The sequence below is a fragment of the Acidobacteriota bacterium genome (assembly GCA_009861545.1).
Lineage (GTDB): Bacteria > Acidobacteriota > Vicinamibacteria > Vicinamibacterales > UBA8438 > WTFV01.
This window is the reverse complement of record VXME01000046.1, coordinates 42,618-64,699: the sequence shown is the minus strand read 5'-3', so window position 1 is coordinate 64,699 and position 22,082 is coordinate 42,618. Positions and strand designations below refer to the sequence as shown.

At 70.1% G+C, this 22,082-nt stretch carries 21 protein-coding genes; 8 read left to right on the top strand and 13 right to left on the bottom strand.

What is annotated here, in order from left to right; all coding sequences use genetic code 11:
- Positions 1–2 precede the first annotated feature (2 nt).
- On the bottom strand, positions 3–1,259 hold the full coding sequence (locus F4X11_07510; GenBank protein ID MYN64858.1) for a threonine synthase: 1,257 nt from the start codon (positions 1,257–1,259) through the stop codon (positions 3–5).
- The gene (locus F4X11_07505; protein MYN64857.1) at positions 1,256–2,611 is read right to left on the bottom strand and encodes a homoserine dehydrogenase; all 1,356 of its coding nucleotides are present in this window, start codon (positions 2,609–2,611) and stop codon (positions 1,256–1,258) included. The genes F4X11_07510 and F4X11_07505 overlap by 4 nt, the downstream gene beginning before the upstream one ends.
- Before the next feature lie 206 nt (positions 2,612–2,817).
- Here F4X11_07505 and murQ point away from each other — a divergent pair, with 206 nt between their 5' ends.
- From murQ to F4X11_07485, 4 genes are read left to right on the top strand one after another with little or no spacing between them, the layout of a single operon-like run.
- Positions 2,818–3,756 (top strand): N-acetylmuramic acid 6-phosphate etherase, encoded by a 939-nt coding sequence (gene murQ, locus F4X11_07500; protein ID MYN64856.1) that lies wholly within the window; start codon positions 2,818–2,820, stop codon positions 3,754–3,756.
- Positions 3,757–3,759: 3 nt separating this feature from the next.
- On the top strand, positions 3,760–5,268 hold the full coding sequence (locus tag F4X11_07495) for a sodium:solute symporter (GenBank protein MYN64855.1): 1,509 nt from the start codon (positions 3,760–3,762) through the stop codon (positions 5,266–5,268).
- Positions 5,265–6,317, top strand: coding sequence for a beta-lactamase family protein (locus F4X11_07490; protein MYN64854.1), 1,053 nt, complete (start codon positions 5,265–5,267; stop codon positions 6,315–6,317). The genes F4X11_07495 and F4X11_07490 overlap by 4 nt, the downstream gene beginning before the upstream one ends.
- Before the next feature lie 2 nt (positions 6,318–6,319).
- On the top strand, positions 6,320–8,065 hold the full coding sequence (locus F4X11_07485; protein ID MYN64853.1) for a Na+:solute symporter: 1,746 nt from the start codon (positions 6,320–6,322) through the stop codon (positions 8,063–8,065).
- A 9-nt stretch (positions 8,066–8,074) separates the two neighbouring features.
- Here the strand turns inward: F4X11_07485 and F4X11_07480 are convergent, their stop codons facing one another.
- The 10 genes from F4X11_07480 to F4X11_07435 form a co-directional block, all read right to left on the bottom strand.
- On the bottom strand, positions 8,075–8,788 hold the full coding sequence (locus tag F4X11_07480) for a type II secretion system protein (GenBank protein ID MYN64852.1): 714 nt from the start codon (positions 8,786–8,788) through the stop codon (positions 8,075–8,077).
- 13 nt (positions 8,789–8,801) lie between these two features.
- Entirely contained in the window at positions 8,802–9,197 is a 396-nt protein-coding gene (locus tag F4X11_07475) for a prepilin-type N-terminal cleavage/methylation domain-containing protein (GenBank protein ID MYN64851.1), read from the bottom strand.
- A gap of 4 nt (positions 9,198–9,201) precedes the next feature.
- Entirely contained in the window at positions 9,202–9,753 is a 552-nt protein-coding gene (locus F4X11_07470) for a type II secretion system protein (GenBank protein MYN64850.1), read from the bottom strand.
- Positions 9,731–10,330, bottom strand: coding sequence for a hypothetical protein (locus F4X11_07465; GenBank protein MYN64849.1), 600 nt, complete (start codon positions 10,328–10,330; stop codon positions 9,731–9,733). The genes F4X11_07470 and F4X11_07465 overlap by 23 nt, the downstream gene beginning before the upstream one ends.
- Complete coding sequence (locus F4X11_07460) at positions 10,327–10,911, bottom strand: PilN domain-containing protein (GenBank protein ID MYN64848.1); 585 nt, start codon at positions 10,909–10,911, stop codon at positions 10,327–10,329. The genes F4X11_07465 and F4X11_07460 overlap by 4 nt, the downstream gene beginning before the upstream one ends.
- 10 nt (positions 10,912–10,921) lie before the next feature.
- The gene (locus tag F4X11_07455; GenBank protein ID MYN64847.1) at positions 10,922–11,893 is read right to left on the bottom strand and encodes a hypothetical protein; all 972 of its coding nucleotides are present in this window, start codon (positions 11,891–11,893) and stop codon (positions 10,922–10,924) included.
- Positions 11,886–13,520, bottom strand: coding sequence for a type II/IV secretion system protein (locus tag F4X11_07450; GenBank protein ID MYN64846.1), 1,635 nt, complete (start codon positions 13,518–13,520; stop codon positions 11,886–11,888). The genes F4X11_07455 and F4X11_07450 overlap by 8 nt, the downstream gene beginning before the upstream one ends.
- 41 nt (positions 13,521–13,561) lie before the next feature.
- Entirely contained in the window at positions 13,562–14,767 is a 1,206-nt protein-coding gene (locus tag F4X11_07445; GenBank protein MYN64845.1) for a type II secretion system F family protein, read from the bottom strand.
- Between the two features lie 11 nt (positions 14,768–14,778).
- Complete coding sequence (locus F4X11_07440) at positions 14,779–15,330, bottom strand: lytic transglycosylase domain-containing protein (GenBank protein MYN64844.1); 552 nt, start codon at positions 15,328–15,330, stop codon at positions 14,779–14,781.
- 228 nt (positions 15,331–15,558) lie between these two features.
- On the bottom strand, positions 15,559–16,335 hold the full coding sequence (locus F4X11_07435) for a hypothetical protein (protein MYN64843.1): 777 nt from the start codon (positions 16,333–16,335) through the stop codon (positions 15,559–15,561).
- Positions 16,336–16,547: 212 nt separating this feature from the next.
- Here F4X11_07435 and F4X11_07430 point away from each other — a divergent pair, with 212 nt between their 5' ends.
- Positions 16,548–16,835: a BMC domain-containing protein gene (locus F4X11_07430; GenBank protein ID MYN64842.1), complete on the top strand. Its 288-nt coding sequence runs from the start codon at positions 16,548–16,550 to the stop codon at positions 16,833–16,835.
- Between the two features lie 167 nt (positions 16,836–17,002).
- A complete protein-coding gene (locus tag F4X11_07425) occupies positions 17,003–18,703 on the top strand; it encodes an aldehyde dehydrogenase family protein (protein MYN64841.1) in 1,701 nt (566 codons plus the stop codon).
- A 57-nt stretch (positions 18,704–18,760) separates the two neighbouring features.
- On the opposite strand, the gene F4X11_07420 is transcribed toward F4X11_07425, so the two are convergent.
- Positions 18,761–19,447, bottom strand: a complete 687-nt coding sequence (locus F4X11_07420; protein MYN64840.1) for a glycosyltransferase family 2 protein — start codon at positions 19,445–19,447, stop codon at positions 18,761–18,763.
- A 173-nt stretch (positions 19,448–19,620) separates the two neighbouring features.
- Here F4X11_07420 and F4X11_07415 point away from each other — a divergent pair, with 173 nt between their 5' ends.
- Both F4X11_07415 and F4X11_07410 read left to right on the top strand, forming a co-directional pair.
- A complete protein-coding gene (locus F4X11_07415; protein MYN64839.1) occupies positions 19,621–21,129 on the top strand; it encodes a YifB family Mg chelatase-like AAA ATPase in 1,509 nt (502 codons plus the stop codon).
- 58 nt (positions 21,130–21,187) lie between these two features.
- Positions 21,188–22,078: a M23 family metallopeptidase gene (locus tag F4X11_07410; protein MYN64838.1), complete on the top strand. Its 891-nt coding sequence runs from the start codon at positions 21,188–21,190 to the stop codon at positions 22,076–22,078.
- Positions 22,079–22,082: the final 4 nt, after the last annotated feature.

Here is a 22,082-nt window from a genome sequence, read left to right as displayed (position 1 = left end):
CGTCAGCCGGACACCGGTTGATGGGCCTGCCGGCGTTCCGCCATGAAGGCTTCGAACTCCGCCAGCGAACGGCCGAGCGCGGTTGGCGCGGCCAGGGACGACGCCACGACGTCGGCCGTCTTGTAGCCGTTCCCGGTGATGCAGACCACGGTGCTCTCGTCGCGCGGAATCGCCCCCTGCTCGACGAGCTTGCGCGTGACCGCCAGCGTGGTGCCGCCGGCCGGCTCCGTGAAGATGCCCTCGGTCCGCGCCAGCAGGCCGATGGCGTCGACGATCTCGGCGTCGGTGGCCGCCGCCCCGCTGCCTCCCGATTCGCGCACCGTTCGCAGGACGTGGAACCCGTCGGCGGGATTGCCGATGGCGATCGACTTGGCGATGGTGTCCGGCCGCACCGGCTCCGGATAGTCGAGGCCCTCGTCGAGCGCGTGGATGACCGGCGCGCAGCCTGCCGCCTGCGCCGCGTGAATGCGCGGCGGCTCGCCGTCCGCCAGGCCGGCGTCGAGCAGATCGTGGAAGCCGCGCGCGATACGCGGGAGAAGCGTGCCGCCGGCGACGGGACAGACGACATGGCGCGGGAACCGCCAGCCGAGCTGCTCGACGATCTCGAACCCGTACGTCTTCGCCCCCTCGGCGTAGTACGCCCTAAGGTTGATGTTCGCGAACGCCCAGCCGTAGCGCTCGCCGACCTGGGTGCAGAGGCGGTTGACGTCGTCGTAGTTGCCGTCGATGGCGACGACGTGCGGGCCGCTGACGGCGGATCCGAGAATCTTTCCGGGCTCGAGAGTCCGTGGAATGAAGACGTAGCAGTCGAGGCCCAGTCGGGCCGCGTGGGCGGCCACGCTGTTGGCCAGGTTGCCGGTCGACGCGCATCCGAAGACGCCGAATCCGAGCTCGCAGGCGCGCGTCGCCGCGACGGGCACGACGCGATCCTTGTACGACAGCGTCGGATGATTGACGGAGTCGTCCTTCACGTAGAGCTCGCGCATGCCGAGCGCGGCGGCCAGCCGGTCCGCCCGAATCAGCGGCGTGAACCCGGAGGTCAACCCGGTCCGCGGCTCGCCGTCGATCGGCAGGAACTCCCGGTAGCGCCACAGGTTGGGAGGCCGGGAGGCGATGCTTTCGCGCGAAACGGCGCGGCGGACGGCGTCGCGGTCGTACGTCACCTCGAGCGGCCCGAGGCACTGGTCGCAGACGTAGAGCGCCTCGGCCGGAAAAGTGGCCTGGCACAGTGAGCATCGAAGTCCGGTGAGGTAGCTCATGAGCTGCGTTCTCCGCGTGGCAGAATCGGCATCCAGACCGGCGCCCGCGCATGGAAGTCGAACGCCCCGATCTCCGCCAGCGCGGCCTGCACGGCTCGGGAGCTGCACGGCTCGAGGGTCACGACGAAAGGCAGTGCCGACTTCGGCCAGTCCGGCTCCTGCAGTACCGAATCGATGTTGAGTCCGTGCCGCCAGAACACGCTGGCAAGTGAGGCAATGATACCGGGCCGGTCCACGATGACGAAGCGCAGGTACTGCGGCGCCTCGAAATCGGGCTCGACCTGCGCTGCCGCCGGCGGTCGCCAGGACCGGGGCGCGGCGACCCCCGTCCGGGCAATCGCCTCGAGGTCGGAGACAATCGCCACCGCGGTCGGATCACCGCCCGCGCCGAACCCGCGAAACGCGGTCTCGCCGCCGTGCGTCCCTTCGACGATCACCACGTTCTGGCTTCCCTCGGCGCGCGCGAGCGGCGACGTCAGCGGCACCAGCATCGGCTGCACGGAGGCGGTGACGTCTCCTCCGGCTCCCGGCGACGCCTCGGCCCGCGACACCTGCCGAATCGTGCAACCGAGCCGCCGCGCGTAGTTGAAGTCCACCGGCTCGACCGGGCGTATGGAGCGCAGCGGAATCGCCCCGGCCGCCACCTGCCGCCCGAGGCCCACCGCGGAGAGAATCGCCAGCTTCGCCTGCGCGTCGCCGCCGTCGATGTCCGCCGTCGGATCGGCCTCGGCGTACCCCTGCTCCTGCGCCTCCCGCAACGCATCGTCGAACGAGACCTGCCCCGCCTCCATGCGCGTCAGCATGTAGTTGCAGGTGCCGTTGAGCACGCCCAGCACCCGTCGCAGCCGGTCGCCGGCCAGGCCTTCCCGCACTGCCCGGATGATGGGAATGCCTCCCGCGACGGCCGCTTCGAACAGCAGATGCCGCTGCCGCTCCGCCGCCATCCGCATAAGATCGGCTCCGACGTGAGCCATGACCTGCTTGTTGGCGGTGACGACCGACTTGCCCGCCTCCAGCGCCTGTCGGATCCAGTCGCCGGCCGGCTCCAGGCCGCCGATGAGCTCGACGACGACGTCCGCGTCGGACCGCAGCACGTCGCCGAAGTCGGACGTCCAGGCCACCGTGTCCGGCGCCCAGTCGACGATCTTGCGTTCGACGTGACGGTTGCAGATGTGCGCCAGGATCAGCGGGCGTTCCTCGCCCTCCCACAGAATGCGCGCCACCGACCGCCCGACCGTCCCGAATCCGACCAGGGCGATTCTGAGCACGAGATCCTGCCGTTCAGAAAAAAGGCCATCACCCTGCTTGCGGATGATGGCCCCGGGATCACTACAATGTGCCGGCTGCGTCATCCGCTCGCGGTATCCGCCCTCATGGCCGCGGTCCGCATGGACATCGTGAATGGACGACCGGTCGGCGCGGCGTTAGGTTTCCACATGACGGCCCGCTGGTCACGAGACAATCGATCTTTATACTCCGTCCTTCCGGAGAGCGTCAACCGGCGCGGCGGCCGACCCGGCGCCGCGGCGGCGGATCACGACGGCAGGTGAGTCTCCGCATGTCCTCGAAGTGGAAGGACCTTCCGACCGAAGCCATCAACCCCGCCAGCCTAGCGCTGGATCAGGCGTCCACGGAGGACATGATCGACCTGATGCTGCGCGAGGACCGCAAGATCCTCACGGCGGTGGCCCGCGAAAGGGCACGCATCGCAACCGCCTCGGACCTCATCACGGCCTCGCTCCACAAGGGAGGACGCCTGATCTTCGTCGGCGCGGGGACGAGCGGCCGGCTCGGCGTCCTCGAAGCAGCCGAGATGGGACCGACATTCAGCACCCCGGCGCACCTCGTCCAGGCGATCATGGCCGGCGGCCGGGCCGCGTTCTTCCGGTCGCAGGCCGGGGTGGAGGATAATTTCGAGGAAGGCGCACGGGCCGTTGCCCGCCTGCACCCGACGCGCCGGGACGCGCTCGTCGGCATCTCGGCGAGCGGAATGACCCAGTTCGTCCGGGGTGCGCTGACGCGCGCGCGCCGGAACGGCGTCAAGATCGTCTTCGTCACCTGCTGGCCGGGCACGGAGCTGCAGACGTTCGTCGACATCGTCATCTCCCCCGCCGTCGGACCGGAGGTCATCGCCGGCTCGACCCGGCTGAAGGCCGGCACGGCGACCAAGATGGTGCTCAACATGCTCACGACGGTGGCGATGGTGCACCTCGGCAAGACCTACGGCAACCTCATGGTGGACGTGGACGCCGGCTCCGAGAAGGCGCGCGACCGGGCGCGGCGCATCATCACGACCGTCACCGGACTCGACCACGAGGAAGCGGGAGAGCTCCTGAATCGGGCGCATTGGAACGTGAAGGCGGCCATCGTCATGGCCCACGCCCGGGTCGGCTACTCCGAATCGCTGGCGCGCCTCAAGCAGGCGAACGATTCGGTGCGGGCCGCCATCGGCGAAGAGAGCGACGGGCGGTTGCGCAGGACGATCGACCCACGATAGCAGATGCCGTTCGACCTGGCGGTCGTCGCCGCGTATCTGTTCCTGGTTATATGGGGTGGACGCCGGCTCGCCCGCGGTCGAACGACCGTGCGCGACTACTACCTGACCGGACGGCGCATGCCGTGGTGGGCGGTCGCAGGCTCCATCGTCGCGACGGAGACGAGCACGGTAACGGTGATCAGCGTCCCGGCCTACGCGTTCGGGAGCAACCTGACGTTCCTCCAGCTCGCCCTCGGCTATCTCGCGGGGCGCGTGCTCGTCGCCTTCGTCCTGCTGCCGGCCTACTTCAGCCGCGATCTGCTCTCCGCGTACCAGTTGCTCAGCGCACGGGTCGGGCAGGCATTCGGCCGCGGGGCGGCGGTGGTTTTTCTCCTGACGCGCAACGTGGCGGACGGACTGCGCCTGTTCGCCACCGCGCTGGTGCTGGCCGCAATGCTCACGACCGTCACCGACGCGGTCGGACTGTCGGGCCTGCCCCAGACGCCGGTGGTGATCTTCGCCATCGGGGTCATCGCCGCGGCCACGCTCGCCTACACGTGGGTCGGCGGCATGACCGCGGTGATCTGGATGGACGTTGTCCAGCTCGCCATCTACCTGTCCGGCGCGCTCGTCGCCGCCGCGATGCTGCTCGCCGGGCTGCCGGGAGGGGCGCGAGAGGCGGCGGCGGCGGCCGAGGAGGCCGGCAAGCTGGTCCTGTTCGATTTCGCGTGGGATCTGCGACGGGACTACACGTTCTGGTCCGGCGTGTTCGGCGGTGCGGTCTTCACGGCGTCCACGCACGGAACGGATCAGATGTTCGTGCAACGCTACCTGTGCAGCCGGTCCCTTGCCGACGCGCGCCTGGCGCTCGTCGCGAGCGGGGTCTTCGTGTTCTTCCAGTTCGCCCTGTTTCTGGGAATCGGGGTCCTGCTGTGGTCGTTCTACGCGGCCGGCGAGTCGCCGGCGCTCGCCCCGATCGTCGTGGAGGGCGCCGTGCAGACGGACCGTGTCTTCCCGCTCTTCCTGATGACCCACCTGCCGACGGGACTCCGGGGACTCGTTCTGGCGGCGGTCGTCGCGGCCGCGATGTCGACCCTGTCGTCGTCGCTGAACTCCTCGGCCGCGTCGACCATAGGCGACTTTTACCTGGAGGGCACGGCCGGACCGCGATCCGAGGCGCGGGCGCTTCGCGCGTCCCGCTGGGCGACCGGCGCCTGGGCGGCGGTGCAGGCATGCGTCGCGGTCGCCGCCATGGGCGTGTCGCAGCGGGTCATCGACGATGTGCTCGCCGTGCAGTTCTTCAGCGGCGGCCTGATGCTCGGCGTGTTCCTGCTCAGCGTGCTGATTTCCAGACCCACCTCCGGGGTCGGGCTTGCGGGGCTCGCCGGTGGTGTGGTCACGATAGTGTCCGTGAGCCTGCTGAGCGACCTGTCCTGGCAGTGGTACGTGCTCGTCGGTTCGGCCGCCACGATCGGCGTGGGATACGCCGCGAACCGTATCCGGCAGGCTGCAAACCCCGGAGAGCCGGAATGAACGGCTTCGCCGCCGCGGCGCGAGTACTGGACGACGCCGTCCGGGCAGGCGCCTGCCCCGCCGCGGTCGCGGAAGTGGGCAACCGGACGGGACATCGGTGGCGGCATGCGGCGGGCCGGCTCACGTTCGAGGCCGACAGCCCGCGGGCGACGTCGGAAACCGTCTTCGACCTGGCTTCGCTCACCAAGGTCATCGCGACGACGACTCTGGCCATGCGCCAGGTCGATGCCGGCCTGACGCCGCTCGATCTGCCCGTCGCCTCCGCGCTCGCGACCTGGCGCGGGACGGATCGCCAGACGGTGACCGTGCGCGACCTGCTGGCCCACGCGTCCGGCCTGACGGCGCACCTGCCGTTCTTCCGCGATCATTCGAAGCGCGCGGAGTTCGAGCCCGCCATCTGTGGGCTGCCGTTGGAGTACGCGCCGCGCACCCGCTCGATCTACAGCGATCTCGGGTTCATTCTGCTGGGCTTCATCCTCGCGGACCGCCACCCCGCGCGAGAGGGTCTGGCCGCGCAGTTCGACGATCTCGCCGCGGGTCGCGGCTGGGGGGAGATCTGTTTCAACCCGCCGCCGGCGTGGCGCTCTCGCACGGCGCCGACGGAGATGGACCCCTGGCGGGGGCGGACGCTCGTCGGCGACGTCCACGACGAGAACGCCTGGGCGTTGGGGGGCGCGGCGGGACACGCGGGGCTCTTCGGCACCGTCGTCGCCGTCGGCGGCTTCGCGCGCGACGTGCTGGCCGGCCTGCACGGAGACAACCCCCTCGCGTCGCCGCCGACGTTCGACGCCTTCCGGACCCGGACGGCGGTGCCCGGCAGCTCGCGTGCGCTCGGCTGGGATACGATGCTGCCGACCTCGTCGTGCGGGACCCGCCTGTCTCCGGCCTCGATCGGACACACCGGATTCACGGGGACGTCGCTCTGGATCGACCCGGTCGCGGACCGCTACCTGGTCCTGCTGACCAACCGGGTGCATCCTTCCCGGTCCAACGAGGCGATTCTCGCCGTGCGTCCGGCGTTTCACGACGCGGTGATGACGGCCTGGTGAACATGGCGCTGACGGCAATCGACTGGCTGCTGCTGGGCATCGCGCTCGCGGCCCCCATCGCCGTGGGTATCGCGTACGGCCGCCGGGCTGGACGCAGCCTCTCGGAGTACTTCCTGTCCGGCCGCGATCTGCCCTGGTGGCTGGCCGGAACGTCGATGGTGGCGACGACGTTCGCCGCGGACACGCCGCTCGCGGTCACCGGGCTCGTGGCGGCCAGCGGCGTCGCCGGCAACTGGCTCTGGTGGAACGCGGCGCTCGGCAGCATGCTCACCGTCGTCTTCTTCGCCCGGCTGTGGCGCCGCGCGGGCATCCTGACCGACGTCGAGTTCGTCGAGTTGCGCTACACGGGACGGGCCGCGCGCGCGCTGCGTGCGGTGCGCGCGCTGTACCTGGGACTGGCGGTCAACTGTCTCGTGATCGGCTGGGTCAATCTGGCTCTCGCCAAGGTGCTGTCGGTCGCGCTCGGCTGGGAGCGGCTGACCGGGGTGCTCGTCGGACTCGCGGCCACCGGGGGCTACGCCGCGCTGGCGGGCCTCCGGGGCGTCGTCGCGGCCGACCTCGTGCAGTTCGCCATCGCGTTGATCGGCGCCGTCGGGTTGGCGTACTACGCGCTCGCCGCGCCCGGAGTCGGCGGGTTGGACGGCCTGCGCGCCGCGCTTCCGGAATCCACCTTCCGATTGTGGCCGGCGGTGGGTCCGATGGACGGAACGCCGGCGGGCGCCGCCGCGATGCTGGCGCTGCCGCTCGCGTCGTTCGTCGCCTACCTCGGCGTCCAGTGGTGGGCGAGCTGGTATCCGGGGCAGGAGCCGGGCGGCGGCGGCTACGTCGCCCAGCGGATGATGTCGGCGCGCAGCGAGCGGGACGCGGTTCTGGCGACGCTCTGGTTCACGGTGGCGCACTACTGCCTGCGCCCCTGGCCGTGGGTGCTGGTCGCACTCGCCGCTCTGGTCCTCTATCCGAACCTCTCCGATCGCGAAGCGGGCTACGTCCTCGTCCTGCGCGACCACCTGCCGTCGGGCTGGCGAGGCCTCCTCGTCGGCGCGTTCTTCGCCGCCTACATGTCCACCGTATCCACGCAGCTCAACTGGGGCACGTCGTACCTGGTCAACGACCTGTACAAGCGGTTCGTGCGGCCGGACGCCGACCAGACGCATCTGGTGCGCGTCTCGCGCCTGACGACCATCCTGGTGATGGCGGCGAGCGGGGTGATTACCTTCGGACTCGAATCGGTCCGCCAGGCGTGGGAGTTCGTGCTCGAGTCCGGCGCCGGCGTCGGCCTGGTGCTGATCCTGCGCTGGTACTGGTGGCGGGTGACGGCGCTCTCGGAGCTGACGGCCCTGGCCGCGGCCGCCGCCGGTTTCGCCTTCGTGCGGTTCTTCACCGCCGTTCCGTTTCCCGACTCGCTGCTCTATCTCGTACCCTGGACGACGGCCTGCTGGATCGCCGTCACGCTGGCCACCCCGCCCGAGCCGCTGGCGCACCTGATCCGCTTCTACCGCCGCACGCGGCCCGCCGGTCCGGGCTGGCGCCGCGTGGCGTCCGCCGCGGCAGAGCCCGCGCCGGCGCCCCTGCTTCCCGATCTGCGCCGCTGGGGAGCCGGCTGCGCCGCCGTCTACCTGACGCTCGCCGCGACGCACAGCCTGTTGTTCGGCTCGGTTCCCGGCGGGGCGCTGCTGCTCGTCGGCGCCGCCGTTTCGGCCGCGTGGCTCGTCAGGGGCCTCACCCGCAACGGACCGGCGGGCGACTGACCGTCACCGTCATCGTCCGCCTCCGCCGCGGCCCTGTCGGAACGCTCCCGGGCCGATTCCCGCTCCCCGGCTCGAGGGTCCGCCGAAGGGATCCGACAGACCTGGCTCCGGCTGCCCTGCCTCGCCGCCGGCCTCCCCCGCCGCCGACCCCTCGCCGAGAAAGACCCAGTCGCTGTACTTCGACTGCCCGTTGTAGAGGGCGATCGAGGTCTCCTCGCTACGGCTCACGACGCCGGCGATGTTGCCGTCCACGCCCCCGGGATCGCGCTCGTCCCGATTCGCGACCGGCCGGACGCCCCGCATGAATCCCGGTCTGTTCCCCGCGTCGTCGTCCGAACGCCGCGTCCCGCCCCCCGCTTCCGAGGATGCGCCGCCCGCTGGCGACCCGTCGCCCCCCGCACCGCCGAACTCCGACAACTCCGACTGCAGAATGAGGCGGAACTCACCGCCGGCGGTCATCGGATCACGGTAGGCGCGGCGCAGGAACCTGCCCTCCACGAGCGTATCGACGTCGGGTGGATAGGCGCCGGGGGTCTGCCGCTGATAGAGCATGATCGCCCGCGCGTACTGCTCGCCGCGGAAGATCAGCTCGGCCTCGCGCTCGCGCTGCGCCGCGTGGTGCCAGGTGGGGAGCGCCATCGACAACATGAGGCTCATGATGGCGAGAACGACGAGCAGGGCCGCCATCGCGAACCCCCGCTGCCCCCGCAGTGGCCGGCGCATCTTCACGCGGTCCCTACCAGTCGGCGTAGGTGGTGCCGTCGAGGGCGATCCCCTCGGACCCGCTCCTGATGTCATAGACGCCCTGCACGAACGGATCCGCCAGATCCGGTTCCGCCGGCACGACCACCCAGGTCTCGGACGAGCGCGTCATCGGATCCTCGGGAATCGCACGCAGATAGCCGGCGCTCACCAGGGCGTGCAGATCCGGGGGGTACTCCCCGAGGTCGGCGTAGTGCTGATCGATCGCGTCGCGCATGCGGAAGAGATCCTCCTTGAGCACCGCCTCGCGCGCGCGGGCCACCGCGTTGCCGTAGCCGACGAGGGCAATCGTCGACAGTACCGTGATCAGCGAGATGACGATCGTCAGCTCGATGAGCGTCCAGCCGCGCGCGTTCCGCCAGTCCTGCATCGTGTCACCAGTCCCGGTAGCGCGTGCCGTCGAGTGCCATGCCCCGCGACCGTGTGTAGACGTCGTACACATTATCCCCACCCCAACGTGTCGCGTCCGGATCGTCCTGGTAGGACCGCAGGCCCCAGTCGGTGCTCTTCGTCATCGGATCGATCGGAATCCGCCGCAGGAAGCGCAGCACGCCGCCGGTGCTCTCGTCGACCGGCTCCACGCCCTCCACCAGCGTGCCGAGGCTGGGCGGATAGCCCTGGTTCTCCGGATCGATATCCGTACCCCCGATGACGCCGAGGTCCACCGCGTCCTTGTAGCGGTCGATGGCCGTCCGCATCTCGCGCAGGGCCCGCCGCAGCTCCGATTCCCGTTGGCGCTGCATCGTCACCTGCGCGAGCGGCGCCACCGCCGACGCGAGGATCAGGAGAATGCTGCTGACGACGAGCAACTCGACGAAGGAATAGCCGCGCGTTGCGCGGTCCGGGCGCTCGCGCACACGCCGGAGCGCGGCCCTCCACGGGCCGCTTCTGCCGTGCAGGCTCCTAGGGCTCGAGGCGCTCGGCATGGTCATGGTGCCGATAGTACGTGGAGAGCATCAGGTTCAGCACTTCGCCGGCCTCCGACTCGTCTCCCCGGCTCAGGACGATCTCCTCGATGACGAGAAACTCGGGCGCGGTCTCGATCGCGTGAATGAACCGGCGGATGTCCCGGTACGCCCCGCTGAGCAACATCGAGACCTGCAGGCGCGCCAGGAGGCTGCCTTCTTCGCGGTCCGTCGCCGAAGCGCGCCGTTCCATCAACAGCGCGTGCTCGGACGCGAGCCCCGCGAGTCGGGCGAACGTCAGCGCGCGTGCGCCGGCCAGGTCACGCGGCAGAATGTCCTGGTGGAACGCAAGCAGTCCGGCCTCGGCGCGCGCCATCCCGTCCGCCGCAAGCCGCGCGGTCTCGAAGCGCCGCCGCGCCGCTTCCAGTCCGGCGGAGGCCGCCGCCGCGCGCAGACCGGCGTTCTCCACCCTGACGAACTCCGGATAGACCACGAGGGCATAGAGGCCGGCGTCGACGATCAGGCCGATCGCCAACAGCAGAGCGACGACGCGTTTCTCCGCAATCACCCGCCGAACGAACGCGAGGGTCCGGCTCATGCTCCCTCCGCCGGTTCGTCCCGGCCGGCCGTCGTCTCATCGGGGCGCACCAGGCGCCCGCGCAACTGCGCCCGGTACATGCCCTCCTCGTTCAGCTCGCCCTGCCGGGCCAGCACGTCCGCGAAGACCCCGGTCTGCTCGAGTCGTCGGATGAACTCCTCGATGTCGGCGACGGTGCGGCCGATCACCGCCAGATCGACGCTGGTCCCCTCTTCGTCCGCGTCCGGACGTACCGCGGTCAGCATCACCGCCGCCGGCAGGGTCTGCTCGATGACGTTGAAAAAGGCGGTCCACGAGAACAGCCGCTGCTCGATCAGCCGGTTGACCTCTTCCGCTGCGGCGACCACAGTGGCCGTTGCGTCGCGAGGCATCTCGCGCTCGAGTCGCGCCGTTCGGGTCGAGACGGCGGCCGCTTCGCCTTCGGCCGTCTCCGCCGCCAGCGTCAGCTCGCCGTGCGCCCGCGACAGCGCCACGAAGCGGACGACCTCCAGCGCGAGGATCGCGACGATCGCGAGCCCGACCGCCGCCACGACGAGATGAACCGCGCGTTCGTTGTAGAACGGTCGCGTCGCCAGATTCATCCTCGGCACCTCATGCGGACGCCCGCCGCGGCGGACGCGTCCGCAGGAGTAGTCCCAGGGGCGCCGCCAGGCCGTCGAGCGCGGCGGCATCGAGCCCGTCCCGGTCCGGCAGCAGACGCGCGAGCCGGTTCGCAATCGGCTCGACCGCAATCGCCAACCGGCCCTCGATGGCCCGCCGGATGGCCTCGAAACCGTGCTGCGCCCCGCCGTTCCCGGCGATCAGCGCGTGGGAGAGCCCACCGCCTCCGAGCCGGTCCTCGTAGTACATCGCCGTCTGGTGCACGAGGTCGCCCGGCGGCTGCCCATCCGCAACGGTCCGGAACAGGAGCGGATGCCGGTCGCGCACCACGGCGAGCGTGCTGGAGCCTCCACCGACGAGCACGAGCAGCCAATCCGCGGTCGGGTCGGTCGCGCCGCACGCGACCGCCGCTTCGATCAGGCTGAAGCTCAGCAGGTCCACCAGCCCGGCGTGCATTCCCGCCGCCGCGCAGACCCGCTCGTACTCCTCGATCACCGCGCGATGCGCGAGAACCGTGACGAATTCCTGCTCGCCCCCGGCGGTCGTCCGGCCCGGCATCCAGTCCACCTGCGCTTCGTCCACGTCGAACGGCACGGTCTTTCGTACCTGCCAGCGCAGCATGGAGTCGAGATCCGCGGCCCGGGCCGGCACGCTGGCGAACCGCACCATCGAGACCTTGGCCGCGGCATCCGGCAGCAGGAGCCCGATCCGGCGCGGGCGGCGCGGAAGCCGCTCCAGCACGCCATCCAGTGCTTCGGCAACCGCAGCCGGGTCCGCGAGGTTCGTGCCCTGGACGGCGGGCGTCACGGCTCCCGGGGGCAGGGGCAACCGCGCGTGCCCCCGCACCAGCGGCCCCGTCCGGCCCGATTCCACGTGCACCGCCGTCACCTGCTCCGGCGCGATCGAGACGGCGACCGCCGGACCGGGGGTCGTGAACAGTGACCGCAGGAGGTTGCTACGCAACGAAGGTGACCTTGTTGATTTCGTGCAGGGTGGTCCTCCCCTGCAGTACCTGCTCGACCGCCGATTCGCGCAGGAAGCGCATGCCGGCGTCGCGCGCCGCCTGCTTGATCTCCGACGTGGGGCGCCGGCCCAGGATCAGCTCCCGGAGGTGGTCGCTCAGGTCGAGCAGCTCGCATATCGCGGTACGGCCCCGGTAGCCGGTCCCACCGCACTCGATGCAGCCGCCGCCCTCGTAGAAGGTGTGCTCCGCCGCGACTGCCGGATCGATCTTCGCTTCCCGGAGCTCTTCTTCGGGGACCGTCACCGGATGCCGGCAGTCCCGGCAGATCGTCCGCACGAGGCGCTGCGCCAGAACGCAGTTGAGGGCCGATACGAACTGGTACGCCTCGACGCCCATGTTCAGGAACCGTCCGAGCACGTCGATGACGTTGTTCGCGTGCACCGTGGTGAACACCAGGTGGCCCGTGAGCGCGGACTGAATCGCGATCTGCGCGGTCTCCGGGTCGCGGATCTCCCCTACCATGATCTTGTCGGGATCGTGGCGCAGAATCGAGCGCAGGCCGCGGGCGAACGTCAGCCCCTTGCGCTCGTTGATCGGGATCTGGGTGATCCCCTTGAGCTGATACTCGACCGGGTCCTCGATGGTGACGATCTTGTCCTCCAACGAGGTGATCTCCGCCAGCGCCCCGTACAGCGTCGTCGTCTTCCCGCTGCCGGTCGGACCGGTCACGAGCACCATGCCGTACGGCTCCGCGATGGCGCGGCGGAAACGCCGCAGCTCGTCGGCGGGAAAACCCAGGATGTCGAGCCGCAGCTCCCGGAACTGCTCGCTGATCGATTCCTTGTCGAGAATGCGGATGACCGCGTCCTCGCCGTGGATGCTCGGCATGATCGACACCCGGAAGTCGATGGTCTTGCCGGGCATTCGCAGCTTGAAACGCCCGTCCTGCGGCACCCGTTTCTCGGCGATGTCGAGCTCCGCCATCACCTTGATGCGCGACAGCACGGCGCTGTGGAACTGCTTGTCGATCGGCCGCATGGCCGCCTGCAGCACCCCGTCGATGCGGTACTTGACGTGCAGCGCGTCGTCCTGGGTCTCGACGTGGATGTCGCTGGCGCGCCGCTGGATGGCCGTGTAGATCATCGAGTCGACCAGCTTGATCACCGGACTGATGTCGCTGGTCAGTCGTTCGACCGTGAGGCTCTCGTCGGCCGCCTCCTCCTCGCGCAGGAATTGCAACTGGAAGCTCTCGGTGGCCTCGTCGAGCACGCGCTGCGAGCTCTCGCTACGGGTGAGAATCGACTCGATAGCCGACGCGGTTCCCACCGTCACGGTCACCGGGGCGCCCAGCAGGAGCGCAAGCTCGTCGATCATCGGCAGGTCGGTCGGATCCGAGACGATGATCTCGAGCGCCTCGCCCGTGCGGCGCCGGGGCACGAAGCGGTAGCGCAGCATCATGTCGGCGGGAATCGACCGCAGCAGAGCCTGATCGACGTAGTACCGCTCCATGTCGACGTACTCGAGGCGGTACCGCTCGGCGAGCGCGCGTGCGCGCGCGACCTCGGCGTCGGCGTCGGGCGCCGGCGGCTTGCCGGGCGTGGAGGCGTCGGCGGCTTCGTCCAGCATCGCGTTCCCGGGTGGGGCGGCCGGCCGGCGCTCGTCGGTCATCAAACGATGGCGCCGAGTTGCAGCAGCGGCCAGTACAACGCCAGCAACAGTCCGGCGATCACGATACCCATGATCACCAGCAGCAACGGCTCGATGAGCGTCATGAACCGCCCGAGCGTCGTCTCGATTTCCTCGTCGAAGAAATCGGCCACCGCGTTCAGCATGTCCTGCAGCGCCCCCGTGGACTCTCCCACTTCTACCATCTTGACGGCCACCGGCGGAAAGATCCCGCGCGCGTCCAACGAGGACGAGAGCGCACCGCCCTCGCGCACCTCCCCGGCGATGGTCTCCAGGTTGCGGGAGACGTGGCGATTGCCGACCGAGCGGGCCGTGACGTCGAGCGCGTTGACGAGCGGAATGCCCCCGCCGAGCAGCGTGGCCAGCGTTCTCGCAAACTGTGAGGTGGCGAACCGGGTGGCGACGTCGCCGACGAACGGCAGCCCGAGCAGCAACCGGTCGAGCTGCGCGCCGCGTCCGGGCTGCCGGCTCCACGTCCAAACCGCGCCGGCGAGCGCCGCGGCCGCGAGCGCCAGGACCCAGAAGAACTCGGTGACGAAACGCGAGACGCCGGTCAGCACGCGTGTGGTAACCGGCAGGCTCGCCCCCATCGAGTCGTAGAAGCTGGTGAACTCCGGCACGACGCGAACGACGATGATGGCCACCACGATGCCGGACAGCGCCAGCAGGATGGCCGGGTAGATGAGGGCCGAGAGCGTCCGGCGGCGCACGCCGCTGATGACCCTGGCATAGCTCACGTAGCGCCGGAGCGTCTCTTCGAGGTTGCCGCTCTTCTCGCCCGCCAGGATCGAGGCGGTATAGACGCCGGGAAAGAGATCACGATGGCTGTCGAACGCGTCGGACAACGAGGAGCCGCCCCGCACTCGCTCGTGAACGTCGTCCAGGACGGTCTTCAGGACCGGCTGATCCGTCCGCCGCCGCAGGATGTCGAGCGACTGCAGCAGCGGCATGCCCGCCCGAAGCAGCGCAGCCAGCTCCTGGTTGAAGACCGTGAACTCCCGCAAGCCGGGCCGCCGTCTCCACCCGAGCGGCGCGCCCGCCCACGCGAATCCGCCCCGTCGCCGGAGCGACAGCAGGTACAGGCCTTCCTTCTCCAGGTCCCGCCGGAGGATGGTCTCGCTATCCGCGATGCAGACCCGTTCGACGATCTCGCCGGTCTCGGTTCCGAGGCGGCAGCGAAACTCCATCGGTGCATCGGTCAGTCGCCGCCGCCCCGGCCCCGTTGTGACAGCAGGACCTCCAGAACGCGGCGCACGAACCTGCGGGTCTGCGGATAGGGTGGAATTCCCCCGTGCCGCCGGACGACGACCTCGCCAGCGTTGTACGCGGCCAGCGCGCTCAGCTCGTAGAGGGGGCCGAACTCGTCGAGCAGCGCCCGCAGGTGCTGCGTTCCCGCGTCGATGTTGGCTGCCGGATCCAGCGGATCGGAGACTCCGTAGCGCCGCGCGGTGCGCGGCATCAATTGCATCAGACCCATCGCGCCGACGGAGGAGACCGCGTCGGCGCGATAGCCGGACTCCACCTCGATCAACGCGTGCACCAGACCCGGGTCGACGCCGTGGCGGGCCGCGGCCTGCTCCACCAGACGGTCATACGGCCGTTCCGGCGTCGCGGACCGTACCGCCGGGGACGCCTCGCCCCGGTAGCCGCCGGTTGCCGAAGAGGCCTCCTGCCCGACGGGCTCCGCCAGCCGTGCCGGGACGGGCCGCGCGTCGAGAAAGCCGTTCCCGCTACCCTGAAACGCCGGCATGACCGGTGCCCGTGCCGCACGATCGACGATGGACTCCACCCGTTCGCGGGCGGCCCGACCCTTCCCATTCACCACATAGGCGACGGGCGCCCAGGCGAGGGCCAGCATCGCCGCCGCGCCGCAGAGTATCAATCCCCACTTCAGCACCATGGTTACCGCCTGCCGGTTCGCACGCCGTCGTCGCGCCCCGCCGTGGGCGGATGCGCAGCGACCCGCCGCCGCCCAGAATCAGAGCGGCTCGAAGTACGTGTAGAAGACGCGGACGCCGAGCTCGCGCTCGTCCGGCGCCTCGCCATCGATATCCGCGGGTGTGAAGGTTCGATCCACCCGCAGCTCCAGATTCACGATGTCTTCCGATCCGAGATCGGACGCCGCGATGTCGCACGTGAGATAGACGACCTCGGTGGCATCCACCTCCGATTCCTCGATCGTACGATCGCCGATGACGACGGACAGCCTCTGCGGCGATTCGAACACGTCCGCACGGCCGTCGAACTCCACGACGAACCGGGAGTCGCGTTTCGGATTCCGGAACGACAACACGCCCCGGCCGGTCGTCCAGCGCCACTGCCTGCGCCCGTCGGCGCTGATCTCCGCCTCGTGCCACCCGTCGCCGTACGTGACGAAGCTGCTCTCGTGCTGCGGCTCGAGCCGGATGCTCGCCACGTCGTACCCCATCTGACCGAGATCGCTTCCGGCGAGGGGGAGGCGCGTTCCGTCCCGGGGAGAATAGAGCCCCGCCGCGATCATCGAATCGCCGATATACGGATACATCGGAATCTTCACGCGCCGCGAGTACTCGATGGGCTGCCCCGCGGTCCACTGCGACGTCGGCACGGGAGGATCGTGATCCTCGGTCCACAGGATCTGTTCGCGGTCGTCGAGGAAGTGCACGAACACCCGGTAGTCGTCGCCGGGTCCGTCAGCGAGATCCGGCAGGACGTCGAAGCGGAAGCGCAGGTCCAGAGGGGCGCCCAGGGATACGGCCGCGCGATCGGGCTCCACGGAGATGGAAGCAATCGGTTCCGGGGGATCCGCACAGCCAAGTGAGGTCGAGAGCCAAACTACAACGAGCGCCCCGCGCACCGGGGTCGAACGAACAGAGAGCATCTGTCACCCATGCTAGCGTGTTGCGGGTGTCTTCGGCAATGTGCTAGTCTGCCGGCCGTTCAGCGCTGCGTGCGCGCGGCGCCTCCGTCGGGGAGATTGACGCGGGAATGACACTCGAAGCGCTCGGCATGGTGGAGACCAAGGGCCTCGTCGGATCCATCGAGGCCGCCGATGCGATGGTCAAGGCGGCGAACGTCCTGCTGATTGGCAAGGAGTACATCGGGGCCGGCTATGTGACGGTCATGGTGCGGGGCGACGTCGGCGCCGTGAAGGCGGCTACCGACGCCGGGGCGGCCGCTGCGCGCCGGGTCGGCGAGCTCGTCTCGGTCCACGTCATTCCGCGGCCGCATCACGAGGTCGAGAAGATCCTGCCCGCGGCCGGGGACGCGACCTAGGAGTCTGCGCCGCAGAACGGTGCGGACCTCCCGACCGGGCCCGGTTGGGCGGCAATCGGAGGCCGTAGCGCGACCGCAGCGGTCGCGTAGGGCGACGATTGTCGGACGAGCCCGGCCCTCCTTTGCCGCGCGTCCTCCGGCGTTGGGTGCGAACCCCTTGCGCCGCCATGGCTGAACTGGATTCGGGCATCGACCAGCGCTCCACGGAGCAGGCCCGCAGCCTCGCGGCGCGGGCCTGCGAGGCACGATCCCCCCTGGCGGAGCTGGATCAGGAACAGGTGGACCGCATCGTCGGCGCCATGGCCGCGACGGCCGCCGAGCACGCCGGCGAACTGGCGGCGGCCGCCGTCGACGAGACCGGCTACGGGGTCCGTGCCGACAAGGTCCGGAAGAATCTCTTCGCGGCGCGCACCGTGTACGAGTTCATCCGACCGATGAAGACGGTCGGCGTGCTGCGGCGGCTCGACGACCGGCGCGTCGTGGAGATCGCAGAGCCCTTCGGGGTGGTCGCCGCGATCGTCCCGTCCACCAATCCCACCTCCACCGCCATCTACAAGCTGCTCGTAGCGATGAAGGCGCGCTGCCCGATCGTTATCAGCCCGCACCCGGCGGCGGTCGACTGCATCAACCGAACCGTGCGCCTGCTGGAGCGTGCGGCACGCGGCGCCGGAGCTCCCGAGGGCGCGATCTCCGTGATGGAGTCGGTAACCCTTGCGGGCACGCAGGAGTTGATGCGCCGGCGGGAGGTCGCGGTCATCCTCGCGACCGGAGGCATGGGTCTCGTCCGCGCCGCCTACTCGGCCGGCAAGCCGGCCTACGGCGTCGGTCCGGGCAACGCGCCCGCCTACATCGAGCGATCCGCCGACGTCGGGAAGGCCGTGCGCGACGTCCTCACCGGCAAGACCTTCGACAACGGACTGCTCTGCTCCTCCGAAAACTCGGTAGTGGTCGACGCCCCGATCGCCGAGGAGGTGCGCCGCGAGTTCCAGGCCCAGGGAGGGAACTTCCTGAACAGCGCCGAAACGGCGGCCCTGGCCGGAGTCCTGATCACCCCGCAGCGGCTCCCGCATCCGAAGCTCGTCGGCCGCACGGCGGTGGAGATCGCCGGGCGCGCCGGCCTGGAGGTCCCGAAGCACACGCGGGCGCTCATCGCGCCGCTCGACGGGGTCGGCCGCGACCATCCCCTGTCCATCGAGAAGCTCTGCCCGGTGCTCTCCTTCTACGTCGTGGCGGACTGGCGCGAAGGCTGCGAGCGATGCAGACAGATTCTGGCCTACGGCGGCATGGGCCACACCATGGCAATCCACTCCAGAGACGAGTCGGTCGTTCTCGAGTTCGCTCTGCGGAAACCTGCCTTCCGCATAGTGGTGAACACGCCCGCGACGCTCGGCTCCATCGGCATGACGACCGGCCTCGATCCGTCGATGACGCTCGGCTGTGGCGGGCACGGCGGCAACGTCACCTCCGACAACATCTCGCCGCGCCATCTGCTCAACGTGAAGCGGCTGGCATACGAGTTGCGCACCGCACGCCAGGCAGCCGCCACCCTCGACTCGCCCTCGAAGCAGGACTCGGACGCGGGGGGCGGCCGCTCGGGGCGCGCGGCGGGGCTGGACCGGCGTCTGGTAGCCGAACGCGTCGCGGCGCTGGTGGACGCGCCGGCCGCCGCTGGCGCGCCCGTCCCTCCATCGCCGACGCGGGACCCGGGCCGCGCCGCCGGACCACCGACGGCGGTCCCGTTCGTCTGCGAGGAAGACGTCCGGGCCGCCATCCGCGAATCGCGGCCGATCGTGATCGGCGAGCGCACCATCGTGACCCCCGCGGCGCGCGACCTTGCGGCGACGCACGGGGTCTTCGTGGAAAGCTGAGCCGACCGCAGCGCGTACCGCAGGCGAGGCTCCGGCCCACGTCCACGCGCGCGGGCCTCAGCCGGAAACCCGCAGCCGCACCAGCGTCCATACCGCCAAAACGAAGTCGACCCACGAGATCTTCTTCCCCTCGGCGAAGCTGCGCCCGGTGTAGCTGATCGGCACCTCGTGAATCGTCACCCCCGCCCGCAGCAGCTTGGCGGTGATCTCGGGCTCGACGTCGAAGCGGTTGCAGGTAATCGCCAACTCCACGAACAGGCTCCGCCGGAGCAGCTTGTAGCAGGTCTCCATGTCCGTCAGCGACGATCCGTACAGCACATTCGTCAGACCGGTCAGCAACCGGTTGCCCATCCGATGACGCACCGACATGTTCGGACGGCCTCCGCCGAAGCGCGAGCCGTAGACCGCTTCCGCCTGTCGCGCGTCCACGACGGCGATCAGTTTCCTGTAGTCGGCCGGGTCGTACTCCAGGTCCGCATCCTGAACGATGACGTAATCGCCGGTAGCGCGACCGACGCCGGAGGCGAGGGCCGCCCCCTTTCCCCGGTTGACCGGATGTTGCACCAGCGTGATCTTCCGGTCGTTCCGGCGGGCGCGCTCTGCGAGAAGCGCCCGCGTGCCGTCCGTCGATCCGTCATCGACCACGACGATCTCCGCTTCGGAGTCGATCGCCGCCACGCGGTCGAGCACCTGCAGGACGGTCGCGCGCTCGTTGAAGACGGGAACGATGATGGAGAGCCGCATGTGACGCCTTGGGCCGCAAGCTAGTGCGGAGGGATTATAGGTGGCCGCGCCGGAACGCAGTTTCTGCGCCGCCTTCGATCCGCATCGACTGAAGAGACTGCACACGCCGTCCCCGAAACCGCCGGAAGAAGCAACTCGACGATATGGACCGGGGTTTGCAACCTGCACGCGGCATGTTGGGCAGGCTGCGGTCCGCGGCGATGATCGGCGTCGAGGCCTCGCTCGTCGACGTCGAGATCGACGTCGCGGGCGGCCTTCCCGCCTTCAACGTGGTGGGTCTTCCCGATTCGACGGTGCGGGAGAGCCGCGACCGCGTCCGCAGCGCCATCCGTCATGCCGGTTTCGAGTTTCCCGAGCGCCGGATCACCGTCAACCTGGCCCCGGCCGACGTCCGCAAGAGCGGCGCCAGCTACGACCTGCCGATCGCCCTCGGGCTGCTGGCCGCCACCGAAGTGCTTCCGACGCGGCTCCTCGACGATCTCGTCGTCGTGGGCGCGCTGTCCCTCGACGGCGGGGTGCAGCCGGTCCGGGGCGTGCTCCCGGTCGCACTCCTCGCCGCGCGCCACGGTCACCGCCTGGTCCTTCCGGCGGCCAACCTCCGGGAGGGCCGCATCGTGCGGCAGGTCGCCCTGCGCCCCGCCGCCTCCCTGGCGCAGATCGTCGCCGACCTGGTCGACGGCGCCGAGACTGCGCCGTGCGTGCCGGAACGACCCGCTTCGACACCCGTTCGCCCCGCGCTCGACCTCGTCGACGTCCGGGGGCAGCGCGGCGCGAGGCGGGCACTCGAGATCGCTGCCGCCGGCCGTCACAACCTGCTGTTCGTCGGTCCTCCCGGCGCCGGCAAGACCCTGCTGGCCCGGCGACTGCCCGGCATCCTGCCGCCGCCGACGTTCGAGGAGGCGGTGGCCTCGACGGCCGTCCATTCGGTCGCCGGACTGCTCGATCCGGCGGCCGGCCTGCTGTCGGAACGCCCCTTTCGGGCTCCCCATCACAGCGCGTCGGACGCCGCGCTCATCGGCGGCGGACGCGACCCGCGACCCGGCGAGGTCAGTCTCGCCCACAACGGCGTCCTGTTTCTCGACGAGATCGTGGAATTCGACCGGCGCGCCCTCGAGGCGCTGCGCGAACCCCTCGAGGAGGGTGTCGTCCGCATCGCACGGGCTCTGCGCACGGTGCAGTTCCCCTCTCGCTTCCTGCTGGTTGGGGCGATGAATCCCTGCGCGTGCGGATACGCCGGGGAGGCGCTCGACCGCTGCCGGTGCAGTCCGACGGACATCCGTCGGTACCACGATCGGCTGTCCGGTCCGCTGCGCGACAGGTTGGACCTCACGGTGCGCGTGGAACGCGTCCCGTTCGAGGTGCTCGCCGGGGACGCGCCCGCCGAGGACTCGACCGCGGTGCTCGAGCGGGTGCGCCGCGCACGGGACCGCCAGGCGGCGCGCTACTGCGACGAACCGTGCTCGACCAACGCGGACCTCGGCGGGCCGGCGCTCCGGCGTCACGGCCGACTCGATGCCGAGAGCCTGGCCCTCGTCGAGCGGGCCGTGCGGCGGCTCGGACTCACCGCACGAGGGTTCGACCGCATCCGCCGCGTGGCCCGCACCATCGCGGATCTGGACGATTCGCCGAGCATCGGAAGAATGCATGTTGCAGAAGCGATCCAGTATCGCGTGATACACTAGGCTCCGTCCGGCACGGAACATTCCAAGGACTTCTGGCGGAATCGGGAGTGCTCCCTTCATGATCCGACGACGCTACGCATTCATCGTCGCCGACCGGGCAACCGGGGCAGTTCGCCGTTTTTCCGTATCGGCCGGTCTCGCGGCGATCGTTGCGACCGCGGCGGCGGGCCTCCCGCTCGGATGGCTCCTGCACGTCGGCTGGGACGCCCACGTCGAGATCCTGCACCTGCGGCTGAACAACGCCCGTCTCGAGATCGAGAACTCGGACTACCGCGCCACGGCGGCGGAGGTCGTCGGCGACATCGCATCGCTGCAGGCGGTCATCGAGAACCTGGCTGCGCGCACGCCGCTCGACGCGTTGCGGGTGCGGACGACCACCGAACGGCTGCCGGCGAGGATGGCCGCAGCCTTGCGTCCGGACGTCGCCGCCCCGGTCGGCGGCCAGATATTCGGAAGCCTGCGCGAGCTGTTGGACTCGCTCAGCGAAGAGCTGGATGGGGTGCGGCACGGCGTCGCGTATCGCGAAGCCCTGGCCGCGGCGACGCCCACGCTCTGGCCGGTCGACGGCTGGGTGTCGGCAACCTACGGCTACCGCCGCGATCCCTTCACCGGCGCGCGCGACTACCACCCGGCCATCGACATCTCCACGCGCCCCGGGGAGCCGGTCTACGCGACGGGCGCCGGTCTGATCGCCTCGGCGAAGCGCAGCGGCGCCTACGGCAACCTCGTCGAGATAAACCACGGGTTCGGACTGGCCACCCGCTACGGCCACCTCTCCACGTTCGCGGTGCGCTCGGGCGACACCGTGGAGCGCGGAGACCTGATCGGACACGCCGGGGCGACGGGCCGGGCGACGGGCAATCACGTTCACTACGAGGTCTGGGTGAACGGGCGCACCATCAACCCGTTGCGGCTGATCAGCCCGACGGACGCGCTCGCCGCGAACTAGCTCG